Source organism: Paenibacillus solani (assembly GCF_001277345.1).
Classification (GTDB): Bacteria; Bacillota; Bacilli; order Paenibacillales; family Paenibacillaceae; genus Paenibacillus_AQ; species Paenibacillus_AQ solani.
Genome location: NZ_LIUT01000005.1, coordinates 21,780 through 36,456 on the forward strand (window position 1 = coordinate 21,780; position 14,677 = coordinate 36,456).

At 47.1% G+C, this 14,677-nt stretch carries 9 protein-coding genes; 7 read left to right on the forward strand and 2 right to left on the reverse strand.

Annotated features, from left to right (window positions below):
- Positions 1 to 38: 38 nt before the first annotated feature.
- On the forward strand, positions 39 to 7,514 hold the full coding sequence (locus AM231_RS20515) for an endo-alpha-N-acetylgalactosaminidase family protein (protein ID WP_207383659.1): 7,476 nt from the start codon (positions 39 to 41) through the stop codon (positions 7,512 to 7,514).
- Between the two features lie 187 nt (positions 7,515 to 7,701).
- Here the strand turns inward: AM231_RS20515 and AM231_RS20520 are convergent, their stop codons facing one another.
- Entirely contained in the window at positions 7,702 to 8,910 is a 1,209-nt protein-coding gene (locus AM231_RS20520; RefSeq protein ID WP_054404291.1) for an ROK family protein, read from the reverse strand.
- A gap of 150 nt (positions 8,911 to 9,060) precedes the next feature.
- Between AM231_RS20520 and AM231_RS20525 the strand changes: the two genes are divergently transcribed.
- From AM231_RS20525 to AM231_RS20550, 6 genes are all read left to right on the forward strand, one after another.
- Positions 9,061 to 9,735 (forward strand): chromate transporter, encoded by a 675-nt coding sequence (locus AM231_RS20525; RefSeq protein WP_054404292.1) that lies wholly within the window; start codon positions 9,061 to 9,063, stop codon positions 9,733 to 9,735.
- 12 nt (positions 9,736 to 9,747) lie between these two features.
- Positions 9,748 to 10,281, forward strand: coding sequence for a chromate transporter (locus AM231_RS20530; RefSeq protein WP_054404293.1), 534 nt, complete (start codon positions 9,748 to 9,750; stop codon positions 10,279 to 10,281).
- Between the two features lie 48 nt (positions 10,282 to 10,329).
- Positions 10,330 to 11,823 carry an arylsulfatase gene (locus AM231_RS20535; RefSeq protein ID WP_054404294.1) on the forward strand — a complete coding sequence of 498 codons (1,494 nt, stop codon included), beginning with the start codon at positions 10,330 to 10,332 and terminating at the stop codon, positions 11,821 to 11,823.
- 78 nt (positions 11,824 to 11,901) lie between these two features.
- On the forward strand, positions 11,902 to 13,146 hold the full coding sequence (locus AM231_RS20540) for an anaerobic sulfatase maturase (RefSeq protein ID WP_054404295.1): 1,245 nt from the start codon (positions 11,902 to 11,904) through the stop codon (positions 13,144 to 13,146).
- A 17-nt stretch (positions 13,147 to 13,163) separates the two neighbouring features.
- The gene (locus tag AM231_RS20545) at positions 13,164 to 13,469 is read left to right on the forward strand and encodes an AraC family ligand binding domain-containing protein (protein WP_054404296.1); all 306 of its coding nucleotides are present in this window, start codon (positions 13,164 to 13,166) and stop codon (positions 13,467 to 13,469) included.
- A gap of 176 nt (positions 13,470 to 13,645) precedes the next feature.
- Positions 13,646 to 13,924: a helix-turn-helix transcriptional regulator gene (locus AM231_RS20550; protein WP_207383660.1), complete on the forward strand. Its 279-nt coding sequence runs from the start codon at positions 13,646 to 13,648 to the stop codon at positions 13,922 to 13,924.
- A 118-nt stretch (positions 13,925 to 14,042) separates the two neighbouring features.
- Here the strand turns inward: AM231_RS20550 and AM231_RS20555 are convergent, their stop codons facing one another.
- A complete protein-coding gene (locus tag AM231_RS20555; protein ID WP_053491351.1) occupies positions 14,043 to 14,666 on the reverse strand; it encodes a TetR/AcrR family transcriptional regulator in 624 nt (207 codons plus the stop codon).
- Positions 14,667 to 14,677 lie beyond the last annotated feature (11 nt).

Consider the following 14,677-nt stretch of genomic DNA (forward strand, 5'->3'; position numbering starts at 1 on the left):
GGAGGGGCTAATACGTGCGGAAAAAAAGTAATAACAAGATGCCTAGATTTCTTATCTGGATGATGGTTTTGTTAATGGCTTTCAGTCAGTTGATACTTATTCCGGGGAACTCTTCTTTTGCAGCAGAAGAAGGCGGCGGAGATTCTCCCATTGCGGCAGAAGAAAAAATAATAGTCAGTATTCCTAAAATTTCAGTTGAAACTTACGTAGGTGAGCAGCCGTTACTTCCTTCAGTAGTGCAAGCAGTGTATAGCGATACCACCACCACGGAAGTTGCAGTAACCTGGGATTCGATCGATCCTTCGGACTATGCGCAGGCGGGTACTTTTAGCGTAGAGGGAAGCGTGCAGGATACGAGCGTCAAAGCTGAAGCTGCAGTCACGGTTATGGATAAGCCTGAGGTTCCAAGTGATAAGGTAGATCTGGAGAGCTTTCTTGATGAAATAAAGAACAACGTTCCTGAAGGTCAAGAAATGGTATCTTATACGAACAATTATCAGTCTATGGAACCCGAGGCCATGACATTCGTTCATGGAAACGGATCGGCTTCTGTTAATAACGGACTGACAGTAGCGATTAGTAATTTGGGAAGTAGCGGAGCGATAGCAACATGGGATAAGGCTCCTTGGCTTTCCGCAGGCATCATTGATACAACGATGCGTTATACCAGTACAAGCCAAGGTAATATCGGTTTTGTTCTGGGATCCAACGACAGTCAAAAAGGGATGTCTATCCGTTATGACGCCGGCACTACCTGGGTCATTCAGAATCCGGACGGGACTGGCAAATGGGAAACATTTAAAGGACCGGAATTAAAAATGGATACGGATTATCACATTCAAATCGGCTTTAGCGGTACGAAGCTCTTGGTTATTGTGGACGGAGAGACGTATTACAATGAGGATACGGATTTAATGAGTCAGGTGTCCGGGTTAGGCCAGGTTGGTCTATACAAGCGCTTTGCAACAGGAGAAGTTACCATTAAGGAGCTGCGCATCGCAGGCGCAGGTACGAAGGATAAACCTTCAAACGTAATTAATTATGTTCAAGATTATGAAGATCCGAGTTATATCCCGAATTGGTCAGGGTTAAATGCCACCGTTGTGACTGATCTTACGGGGAATAGAGTACTCTCCCTTAAAAAAGGGTCAAAAGAACGTGGCGTCGATTTGGATTCCCCGCAAATTCAACAAGGCACTCTCTCCTTAGATTTCAAACTAATTAATCCGGAGAAGCTGGGGAGTGGGCAAGGGTTTGCTTTTGGATTCAGAATGAACGATGACGCGAGCATTTTTAGTGAAATCGGGGTAGATCCTAGTCAATGGATACCGGAATCCAGCAGCGGTTGGGGAAGCAAGATGAATATCCCTTACCCGCTTCAAGGACGCTGGAACAATCTCATGTTCAATTTTAACGAAAAAACAATAACGGTTTACATGAATAAAAAGCTCATAGGCGACATTACGTTTGATCAATTTACAGAAGTGGCCGGGCGCTTCGGTCTGCGCATCAGAAGCACTGTAGAGCTGCAGATTGACAATGTACAGTATACGAACCAGATCATTGAACCCAAACAAATTGTACAATACAACAATGATTTCGAAGATGGAATTAAGGGGACCTGGAATGGTGCCGATGCTACGATTCTTACGGAAGGCAGCAATAAAGTATTAAAGCTCTCCGGGATCACGCACAAAGCAATCAATATGGATGCACCATCCTTACAAAGTGCGACCTTTATGTTGGATGTAAAACCTACGTCAAATGATCTCGGATTTGTGATCGGCGATGACGCAGTTGTTAAATATGAAGGCACGAAGTGGACATTGAAAAAGGGTGCCGACAACATTGATTTTGTTGCATCCGATATTACCGATTTCAGTCCTAAACCTTATAGCTGGAATAAAATCGGTCTCCAGTATTCCAATTCAGCCGTTACCTTAAGCATTAACGGTGCTGAATTGCACGCAAGCTTATCTGGAGGACAGCAATTCGGAGAAGGACGTTTTGGGGTGAGTGCCCAGGATTCTATTTATATTGATAATATTCTCTTTACCGAAGAGTTCCCTGAGATGAATACATCTGTGGGTGCCGATAAAATGAGGTATGAAGAGTATTATGAAAGCGATTCCGTACTCAATTGGGAAGGTTTAAGCGGTACGCCGCAGATCTCGGGCGGATATCTGCACGGCACACTTGAAGCGGGATCAACTGCTGTCAATAAAGACGTATCCCCAGTGGCAAACGGGATATATCAAGTGAAAATGCAGGCGGATGGAGCTGCCGGCATCAAAGTAGGGAACATCTCGATTTATGAAGACTCTCCGGGAAGTTGGAAATACAAGCAAGACGGCAGCACTGATGCCATTGACATTGGCAGCGCTACAGCCCTTGCACCCGGCAAAGATTATACGCTGCGCGTAGAAATCATTGAGAACGAGTTAGGTCTTTATGTGAATGGAATTAAGGTTGGCAGTACGAATGTGAATGGATATGCGCAAGGCTACTTTGGCATTTATAATGCCGGCCACGAAGCGATCCAGATTCAGATTGACGCAATCACGGCTGAAGAAATTCGGGTGTACACACCGGACTATTCGGCGCAGAACTGGGGCCCGCTTGATAGTAGTAAACCGGAAGTGCTCTCTCATGGTGATGGTCAAGTTCAGTTGACCATGCCTGGAGTGACACTCGCCGTGGATAAGGACAGTCCGAAATTCATGGATCAGCAGGTGAGTTTTGATTTCAAAACGAGCGTGTCTGCAGGATCCGATGGTGGCCGGTATGGATTTGTATTAAGAGGGTCGGCTGCCGACCGGTATGTATCGGTGGTTCACGATATTAACGGGAAGTGGAAAGTCACGGCAGACGGGAATGAGGTCTCCTTCCCTGGTACTTATCAGATGAAAGCAGATACGTTCTATCACATCGAGCTTCGTTTGGTAGGAACGACGGTTAGTTTAAAAATTACCGATTCCCAGGGCGTAACTACGGATTTGGGTACGGTAACGGAAGAAAAAATGACCTTAGAGCCAGGCTGGTTTGGGCTTCGTTCCTGGTATAGCTCCAAGGATCTGACCGTCAGCCGATTGAAGATGATGGAACTGGAGTCACTGCCTAAGCTGCAGCTAAATTCGGAGACGGATACGATCGAGAAGGACGGCCTGAAGGTTACGGTATACAAGGATTTTCCGGGTATTGTAGATTATCAACTCGATAATCACTTGCTACAGGCCGATGTGGAGCAATCAAACAGCTTGAAGATTAACAACAAGGATTATGTGCCGCACACAGTATCGAAAAAAGAGAGCGACAGTAAATATCAATATACGATGACGGTTGATGAGATCGGCGTTGTGATGGAGGGACATCTCGAGGTCAAGGCGAACCATGTAGTTCGTTTTGAAATTGATAAAATTACCGAGAACTCAGACTTCTTAGTGCGTTCAATCCAATTGAACAATTCGCTGATCCACGTGAACAGCTCGATGGATCAGGCAACGTATGCGTGGAATAAATCGGATGGACAGTGGCACGGAATTACGGAAGAATTGGTAGATAACCTGTCTCTTATGAAGCAAAGCGGTACGAGCGGAGTTACGATGGCTATGGTAAGCGGAGATGGCCTCGGAGCATCGGTAGAGAACAACGTAATGAGCGGCGGTAATAAATTGATTATTGCCACCGAGAAGAAACCGCTTGTCAATAAAGTAACAGTGAAGCCGGGCAGTTGGACTTATCGTCACCTTCAAAGCAAAGAGACCGAAGCGCTGCCATGGTATGAAGTGGTTATTACCGGAGAACGGAATAACGACGGGAAAACGGATTGGCAGGATGCGGCCGTCGCTTACCGGACGGAAATTTACAGAGAGCCGTTTGGCGCACAGGACATGAAGAACAATCTGATGTACATTGCCTTCAACTTTGCAAGCCAAGCGAACGATCCGTTCTTGAACAGTTTGGATACAGGGAAAGTTCTGTACAACTATACGGATGGTTTTGGACAGATGGTCCTCCATAAGGGGTATCAGGCGGAAGGGCACGATGATGACATTCCTTCCTATTCCAATATCGGCGTAAGACAAGGCGGATTGGAAGAATTCAACTATTTGATTGACGAGGGAGATAAGTACAACCTCAGCGTCGGCGTTCACTTGAATGCGACAGAGTACCAACTGGATGCCAACGAATTGTATTACTCCAACCTTACCGGGGCCACAGCGAATGGGCCGAAAACAGATAGGCTCTCCAAAGGTTGGGATTGGATCGATACGGCCTATTATGTAGATCAAACGAAGGAAGTTTTGGGTGGGGAACTGAAATCACGGTTCACAAATCTGTATAATCTCACGAAGGACCCTAACGACCCCAATGACCCTGCGCTGGATTTCTACTATATAGACGTGTATACAGGCAATGACTACAACGCTTATAAGTTGTTGCAATACGCCAATGAACTTGGAATCAAAATCGGAACAGAATTTGCCGGTCCGATGGAGCCGGGTGCAAGCTTTGTTCACTGGGGCCCGGATTTGGGATACCCGAATAAAGGAAATAGCAGTATTCTTTCAAGAATGGTGAAGAATGACCTGGATATTTTTGTAGGTAATGCCTTGTTCAAAGGACAGAAAATTCCGGGCGTTACAACTTGGGGAGATTCCAAGCCGGATGTACAGCAAGGTGTAACGGTATTCTTCAATGAGGTACTACCGACGAAGTATATGCAACATTTCGGTGTGCTGAAATATGAGGAAGATCAAATCACTTTTGATGACGAAGTAATGTCTAAGCGGAATAAAGCCACCGGTATGATCGAGCTTACCAAGAACGGAAAGCTGATCTCTTCTTGGAAAGATACGGGGACGACTACCGACGAATCGGTTCGTCATACAGGCGAGGCCAACTCTCTGATTCCATGGGTTTGGGATATTAAGACCAATAATACCCTGGGCGTTAACGATGGTGCGAAGCTGTACCACTGGAATACAACGGGTAGATCAACCACATGGGAATTGACGGATGAATTTAAAGATGTGGGTCAGTTTAAAATGTACGAGTTGACTCAACAAGGTAAAGTTCTTGTAGAAACTCTTAATGCGCAGAATGGATCGCTTACCATCGACAAGGCAAAGAAAAACACGCCATATGTACTGTATCCGGCTTCTGCCGACGCGCTGACCTTGGTGCCTAACGCAGGTAATTGGGGAGAAGGTAGCCTGATTAAGGACTTTGCCTTCAACTCAGAGCAGTTCAATGAACCGGGGTCATGGACAGTCGATGATCCGGCTAACATTACAATCGAAACTGTTCAAGGAGATGCAGAATACGACATCACCAAAGAAATGAACAATTCGAATTGGAATAGATATGCACAGGTCGGCAGCAAAGCCGGTGTGTTATCTCAGGAAATTACCGGACTGCAACCGGGTCAGGATTACACTGTAGGGGTATGGACCCTGACGGAAAAGGGAAGAAAGTCCTCGCTTGAGGTTACGGTAAACGGTAAAGTCTATTCCAATGAAGTGACAGGGAAGGACGGCATTCATAAATCGTCTTTCAAATACGTGGATACAAAGTGGCAAAGAATGAGCGTGGAATTCAAAGTCCCTGAGGGGGTTACTACGGCAACCGTCAGGCTTGTAGCTGATGAGGGAGCGGGTACTGTACTATTTGATGATGCTCGCATTTGGAAGCATACGACGGTGGAGAAGGATCCTACGAACAAGGGCTACGTTGTCTACGAGGATTTTGAAAATGTGTATGAAGGTTGGGGGCCGTTCGAGTATGGCGGCGGAAGCAGAAAAATTCATATTGCATCTGACCGAAGCAACCCTCATGACAATAATCCAATCGTTCAAGCATCCGAGAATAAAGTCGGTCCAGTGATGACCTGGGTTCTTGACGGAGAGAATTCGTTGAAATTGAATGAAACGGATGTTGGCCAATTAATTAAAATGAATGAATCCAGTGTCAAATTGGAACCAAACACGGAATATGAATTGGGTTTTATTTACACGCTGGAAGCGTATGCCGGCTATGAAGTCTCTGTACAGTCACGCTCCACAGGAGATATAGTGCTCAAAGAAACACTTAGCACTTTAGCCAATAGCGGTAATAAAGTCGGTGAAGCCGGCGGCTATAACCGATTCCAGGAGCAGTTCTCAACGGGTGATCAAGATGATTACCAGGTCATCTTTAAAATGGTGTCCAAAGGGGCGGGCAACCCTACATCCGACTACGCCTTTATTCTGGATAACTTCTATATTAAGGAAAATGATGTGGACACTTCGAAGGAGCTTCTGCAACAAGTGATCGATGAGGCTCTTATGTTGAAGAGTTCGGATTATACTTCTGAGACATGGGCCAATGTGGCTGCAGCTCTGGATAAAGCCGAGAAGCTTATCAAGGATCCTACCGCTACGATCACATTGTTAGATGAAGCACGAGTAGAACTTGAGAACGCGATAAAAGGTTTGGTATCAGCCTTGAACATTGTTTCTATTAAAGATGTCAAGGTTGAAACGGTAGCTGGTACAGCTCCGATCCTGCCTGCACAAGTGACGGTGGTCTTGAGCAATCAGACAACACAGGAGGCTGCTGTGGCCTGGGAATCGATAGATCCTTCGAGTTATGCGCAGAAAGGTACATTCGAGGTGAAAGGTTCGGTCAATGGGACTGACATCAAAGCGATTGCGACTGTAAACGTTAAGGCAAAGGACAGCAGCAATCCAGGTACGGATCCGGGTACGAACCCAGGAACAAATCCAGGAACAAATCCGGGTACGGACCCAGGAACAAATCCAGACACTGGATCGAACCCAGGCACAGGATCAGATCCAGGTAACGGACCGAACCCAGGCACAGGTACGAAACCGGAGACTCCTTCAAATCCGGACAATGGATCTGGTAAGGATAATGAACCGGTAACGAAGCCAGATACCGATACCAATAAGCCTAAGGCATTCGTGGACACAGTCGGTCACTGGGCGAACAAGGATATTGAGGCTCTTGTGAGCCGAGGCATTATCAAGGGCATAACGGAGCAGAGCTTCGCTCCAAACCGGACCATTAACCGTTCAGAAATCGCAGCTATGTTAACCAGGGCACTTGGTCTTAAGGCGAGTGGATCCACCTCGTTTAAGGACGTATCCAATGACAAATGGTACAAAGATGATATTAGCGCTGCGACGGATGCAGGCTTGTTCAAGGGGTATGCAGGCGGTTTGTTCGAACCTGCGAAACCTTTAAGTCGTGAAGAGATGGCTGTTATTATGGTAAGAGCGCTTGAATTGAAAGGCAAACTGCCGGAAATGTCAGTTAATGCGGACAAGGTGCTGGCTAATTATAAAGATATGGATCGGGCAGGAAGCTGGTCCAAGCAGGCATTGGCCATTTGCATCGATCTGGGCCTCATTCAAGGCACACCGGATTTTAAACTCAATCCGAAAAGTGACTTGTCCCGGGCTGAGGCAGCGGTTTTGTTCAACAGATTGTTAATGTATTTGGAACAGTAATCGCAGCGATTATTTTAGTCTCTACGGAAAATGGGTCTTGGAGAAAAATCCAAGACCCATTTTTTTTTATAATCTACCGGTTGATTGCTTCCACAAGGGCTCTATCATTCCATTGTTAATCGCCTTAATACACACTATCGGAAGCAAAGTCGCTGTGAATGTACAAGAATAGGTGTTTGGAAGAAACTCATTTTATACCGAGGTCCATTTGATTTCTTACCATAATCGCTGCGCCTGTAACAACAGCTTCCTCCTTCAAGGTACCCAAAGAAAATTGAGGCCGGTATTCGGGATAACGGTAAATATTGTTCTGTGCCACCTCTACGGCAGTACGGAAGAATAATTCATGGGACTGAATTAGCGCGCCCCCCAGGATAATGGTTTCAGGATGGAACAGGTTAATCACGTTGGCAAGACCAATTCCGAAATGGAATGCGGCATCGGTGAATAGTTTCAACGCATAGGGATGATCATCCCTGAGGGCCTTTACCAATACATCGTAATTCACATTCTCTGCCGTTACTTTATAGGTGTCGAGAAATTGATCACGACTCATGCTCGCCTCAGAGCGTGCCCGCTGTTCCAAGGCCTGGAGAGAAACAAATGCCTCCAAAGCACCGGAGTTCCCCTTATTGTTTAACCGGGGGCCATCCGTTTGGATAATCATTTCACCTATTGCATCCTCCATGTCCATCGTGCCGTGAACAATCTGTCCATGCGACATCATCGCATACCGTAGACCTGCTCCTGCATGTACATACAGCATATGCTGTATGTTTGCATGACGGATAGACCACCGTTCCCCGAGCAGAGCCGTATTAGCCCCGTTGTCCAAAACGGCTTTGAACCCGAGCTGTTCCTCGACCAGTCTGCATATCGGGAAATTGTTCCATCCTGCGGCAGGGAAATGCAGGGGGGTTAGAATCAATCCCTTCTCCCGATTCAGCGGACCGACCGCTCCGATCCCCATACCGATGATCTGACTTTCTTCAAGTTGATGGTCCCTCAGAAAAGCACGGGTTTGAAGGCTGACATGCTCCAGAAATCTCTCTGGCGTGAAGGTCTGATCCATCCGCCAATGCGTAATGGATTTTGGGTTCATATGCATATCGAATAATCCAAGGGAGGAGTACACCCGGGAAATCTCTAACCCCAAGATATAACCGTAGGATGGATTAATCTGATACAAAATAGGTCTTCTGCCTCCGCTAGATTCCCCAAAACCGGATTCTATTAGCAAACCCTCGTTCGTCATTTCTTCCAATATGCGTGTCATCGTACTTTTCGTAAATGAAAATACATTTAAAAGATCGAGTTTGGATACGGTTCCTTGCTCTGCAATATAGTCATATAGTAGTTTTTTTGGCGATGGAATGGATGCCGGGCGTTTGTCCACGATATACCTCCGAGTAATCCTTAATTATTCCAATCAAGTATAACCCATATTGAAATAAATGTATTTCCACGTTCACAAAAACTTAATTCCATTTCGGAAAAAAGTGTTATAATGAAATTACGACAGATACAACATAGAGGGATGAAGTTTATGAGAACAACGATAAAAAGAGGTTTTGAAACCCATACGATAACGAGAAGTAACCTGAAGATAAGTCTTTTATTCCGATTGTTTTGGGTATTCTTACGCATTGGTCCAGTCACCTTCGGTGGTGGATATGCGATGATCCCGATGATCGAGAGGGAAGTTTCCGAGAAACGGAATTGGCTTAGCGAAGAGGAAATGGACGATATTCTTTCTTTGGCCGGGGCTGCCCCAGGAGGGGTAGGGGTCAACGCTGCGGCCTTTATCGGCTATCGGCTGGCAGGGGTTTTAGGTGCTATTGCTGCCATTGTAGGTATCACGCTCCCCACGTTTGCAATCGTTTGTTTACTTAGCACCATCTATACGCAGCTTGCCGATCAGCCGAAGGTTGCTGCTGCAATGAAAGGCATTCACGCCGCTGTCATTGCATTAATCGTGGTTGCTGCTTATCGAATGGCCAAGAGTGCCATTTTTGATAAAGCTACTGCCGCGACAGCTCTTGTTGTGTTGGTTGTTCTGCTCTTCACTGGGATCAATCCTCTATATGCTATTCTTGCAGGTCTATTTATTGGATTTATCATACTGCAAATTAAAGGATGGCTGGGGCTTGACCTAAGAATGGAGAAGGAGGGACAGAACACTTCTCCGGAAGAGTCGAACTACCCCGAATATTACATCTAGGGAGGGCATCATGTGATCTGGAATTTATTTTTTGTCTTTTTCAAGATTGGCCTGCTCTCCTTTGGAGGGGGGTACGCCATTATCCCGATGATTCAGCATGAAGCGCTCCAGGGCGGATGGTTATCGGAAACGGAATTTCAAGAGATGGTATCCATTGCTGGAATGGCTCCCGGCTCTGTAGCAACCAATAGTGCGACCTTGATTGGATATCGGGTTGCCGGTACATGGGGAGCTGTCGTATCGACCATCGGTATGATCTTGCCTTCCCTCATCATTGTGATTGTACTTTCGATTTTATTGTACCGGGCAAGGGATAATCAGTGGATAAAAAAGGTGTTTTACGGCTTGCGGCCAGTCATTACGGGCTTGATCATTTTTGCGGCGATTCGCTTCGGGTTTATGGGAAAAGAACAAGCCTTTATGAGCTGGCAGACGCTTGGCACCTTGATCATTGTCGTTTTGGGGTTATATGGCTTAATTAAGCATAAACTTCACCCGCTCAGTATTATCTTCGCTTCCGGAATTCTTGGCATTGCTTTTTTTTAGTCCCTTTTTTACATAGGCAGATTTTTCAAGTCGAGGAGGATATGAAGAATGACAACGTCAACTCATGAAAAACGCCCCAACATTTTGCTGATTACGGTCGATCAGATGCGTTATGACTGTTTAAGCCTGCTGGGCCATCCCGTTATAGAGACGCCGAATCTAGATGAACTCGCCCGAACCGGCGTCAGATTTGATCATGCTTACTCGGCAACGCCGACCTGCGTTCCCGCCCGCGCAGCCATTTTCACGGGCCAGAAACAAACCTCCCACGGAAGAGTCGGCTATCAGGACCGGGTACCTTGGAATTATGACAAGACCCTGCCCGGGGAACTGGCTAAATCGGGCTATCACACTCAATGTGTCGGCAAAATGCACGTCTATCCTGCAAGGAGTTTGCTGGGGTTCCATAATGTTATACTGCATGATGGCTATTTGCATCATAATCGGAACAAGCACAGCGTTCCGATGCAGGAGCATTTCAATGAAGTTGACGATTATTTGCCTTGGCTGCGCGCACAAGTTCCGGGTGCAGATCTTCTGGATTTGGGACTGGATTGCAATGCCTCTACCGTAGCCAGACCCTGGGCTCTGCCGGAGCACCTGCATCCCACCAACTGGACCGTAAGCCAGTCGATTGATTTCCTGCGCAGGCGCGATCCGAGCAAGCCGTTTTTCCTGTGGATGTCTTTCGTTCGACCTCATTCTCCTCTTGATCCTCCGCAGGCTTATTTCGACTTGTATAAAGATGCGGATTTCCCCGACCCGGTAATCGGAGATTGGGCGATGAAGGAAGATCCGCAAGGAAGCGGGCTCAATCCCGTGACTTCGAAGGGACTGGTTCCCAAACGGCGATTAAGAAATGCAATGGCTGCTTATTATGCCTTGATTACCCATATCGATCATCAGATAGGACGTTTCCTGCAGGTGCTGGAAGAATACGGCGAACGGAATAATACAATCATTATGTTTACCTCCGATCATGGTGAATTGATGGGTGATCATCACTTGTTCAGAAAGACGCTCCCATATGAAGGGAGCACCCATATTCCGTTTATCGTTAACGATCCGGGAGATTGCCTGGGGCTGGACAAGGGTAATGTCGTTTCCGAGATCATTGAATTGCGCGATATTATGCCTTCCTTATTGGAGGCCGCGTCGACTGAAATTCCTGACACTGTGGAAGGGAATAGCATATGGGATTTGGCCCGGACAAACGGAAAAGCGCTTGAGCGGCCTTGGCGCGAATACCTGCACGGGGAGCATGCCCAAGGGATGGATTCCACACAGTGGATCACGGACGGCTGGGAGAAATATATTTGGTATTCTCAAACCGGTGAAGAGCAATTCTTTAATTTGGCGGAAGATCCCGGCGAACTGCATAACCTGATGGACAGTCCGCAGGCTCAGGAACGGATTCATTACTGGCGCTCGGTGTTGATTCAAGAACTTGAAGGAAGGGAAGAAGGCTATGTGCAAGACGGTCGTCTCGTTGTCGGCCGTAAGCCTGTTAACATTTTAGCGCATCTTAGATCAAATGAATAAGCTGAACGAGGCAGCTTTCCGCAGGCTAACCCAAACGGAAAGCTGTTTTCTTAATACCATCATGGAGGATTGAGCTCAATGAGCGCATGTGTACAAACTTCCCCACGGCAGCCTCTTCAAGTCATGTGGAAGACGGTTTCCGAGGACTGCAATTTGGCCTGTGATTATTGTTATTACAGCGCTGCCGGAGGTGTACCTCATCATCCGGTTCGAGTGATGGAGCCGGCTCTTCTCGACCGCTTTATCTCCCAATATATGAAACGGTCCCACGGACAGGCGGCTTTCGCCTGGCAGGGAGGGGAGCCCTTGCTGGCCGGGCTTCCGTATTTTGAGCAGGTGATTTCACTGCAGGCCAAGTATGCGCCTCCCCACACATTGATCAGCAACTCGCTGCAAAGTAACGGAACGCTGATCAATGCGCGATGGGCGGCATTTTTTAAACGCTATAACTTTCTGATCGGAATCAGCCTGGATGGACCTGAGGAAATCCATAATACCCATCGCATCACAGGTGCGGGGTCAGGCAGCTTTAGACAGGTAATGCGGGGAGTCCGTCATTTGGAGCAAGCGGGCGTGGATTACAACATTTTGACGGTGATCCATGAGGATAATGTAACGAAGCCGGATGAATTGATGGCCTTTTATAAGGAACAGAAGTTTGCCTATATTCAATTCATCCCTTGCATGGATTTTGTCTCGCAAAAAAGCGGGATGCCCGGGCGCTTTCGCATCACGCCGGAGCAGTACGGGGAGTTTTTGTGCCGCACGTTTGATTTGTGGTACAACGATGGGGAGCCGGAAATTTCCGTCCGTATGTTTGAGAATATGCTGCTGACCATGCTGCATCGCCCGGCACAGCTGTGCGTTCACAGCTCATGCTGCCCAAAGATGATGGTGCTCGAAACGAACGGAGATGCCTATCCCTGCGACTTTTTTATTGACGAGGAACACAAGCTGGGAAATATCGGACAAAGTGATTTGGAAACCTTGCTGGCAAGCCCGGTTTATGATGACTTTTTGCAGATGAAGCCGAGGATGAATGAAGTTTGCAGTCATTGTGAATTCCTAAGCTTTTGTCATGGGGGATGTCCCCGCAACCGGAATTGGCTGGACGTAAACGACCGGTCCGAGGTGGATTATTTCTGCCGCAGTTACCAAATGTTTTATGCCCATGCCCTGGAACCAATGAAGGCGCTTGCCAGCAGACTGAAGGGCGAACAGATTCAGCACTACAGGCAGAGTGGCCAACCGCTTCCGGGCCGTAACGAACCTTGTCTCTGCGGAAGCGGCAAAAAGTTCAAACATTGCTGCCAGCAGCTCTAAAAGGGGGAGGAGTATATTTGTCTGCAATCGTTCAAAGCCAATTTGGCATCACGGTGCTGGATGTCATCAAGTTCCAGTACAAAACACGGCTGTTGTTCGATGATGTCCAATCCTGCTATACCGTCGCTTACATTCAGAAGGGCGAGGTGACAACGACCTCCTCCGAGAGAGAATATGTGGCAGTGGCCGGGGATGTAATGATTCACCGTCCAAACGATCCTTTCAATGTAATCTCCAGAAGAGACGGAGTCCACTATCTGTTTAACATCCAAGTCAGCAGTGGGAGAGGAAGAAGACTTCTTCAAGCTATTCCCGTTAGGTAAAGTAATTCGGATTCGGGACCGAAACGAATATGAACGGAAGTTTGACGAGATGCGAAGCCTGTGGCTGCAGGAGGAGGACAATCTTCGGAATGTTCGGATCAGTTCATTAGCCTTGTACCTTCTTTATGAAGTTGCGGAAAGCGCCACACAGGGAGGGTGCCGCTCCACGTATGATCATGCCATTACGGATCGTTTCAACGAGGCATTGCAATACAATACATGGAAAACCGGATGGAGAGGGCATCACCCGGGAGGAGCTTGCCAAGCTGTATCACATGAATCCCGTGTACTTTAGCAGGGCATTTCAGAAAATATACAAATTAACGCCGATGCAGATGGTGCGAAAGCTGCGTCTGCAGCATGCGAAAAAGATGCTGGAGAGTACGGATTATACATTGGAGCATATCGCTCAAAAATGCGGTTATTTCGACGCATCGACTCACTTGAAATCGTAATTTAATTATTAGACAGGGAGAGCCGATTGGACTCTCCCTATACTTATTTCATGAGGATGATAAAACAAACTTTAAGGTCTGTCCTATGGATAATACCCTAACTTGTCCTCTCTCAAATCTAGCCCTGATCCACCGTCTTTCCAGACAGTACATCCCATACACTCATCAGTTGAGTTATGGCAGCGTCAATTGCCTCATACGGAACATTGTCCCGGGCTTGTGTCGAAATTCCTTGAAGAAATGTTTCAAACAAGGCGACCATCGCGGTGATATCCGTAGAATCGGGCAGCTCGCCATTTGCTACGGCACGTTCTATACAGTCATTTAACCAACTGCGGACTCTTTCTCGTTCCTTGGTGAGCATCAGTCGGATGTGATTTTGCTCAGGAGAACAGGTTACAGCGGACAAAACCAATAGACAGCCTAAAGGGTGTGACTTCTCTGTCTGCATCCTTGCCGACCGTCGTAATCCCTGCTCGATGGCTTCTTTCGAGGGTATACTTGCATCTCGGAAACTTTCCGAAACTTGTCCATAAGATGAAATATATTGATCAACCACTTCGTGGAACAGCGCTTCCTTGGATTCGAATGCCGCATAAAAACTTGCCGCCGATATATTTCCCATCGCAGCGCGCAACTGAGCAAGTGAAGTGGATTCAAAGCCGTGTTCCCAGAATAGATGCATGGCGGCAGCAACCGCCTCGTCACGGTTAAATGCGCGTGGGCGTCCCGTTCGTGGCATAATATGACCTC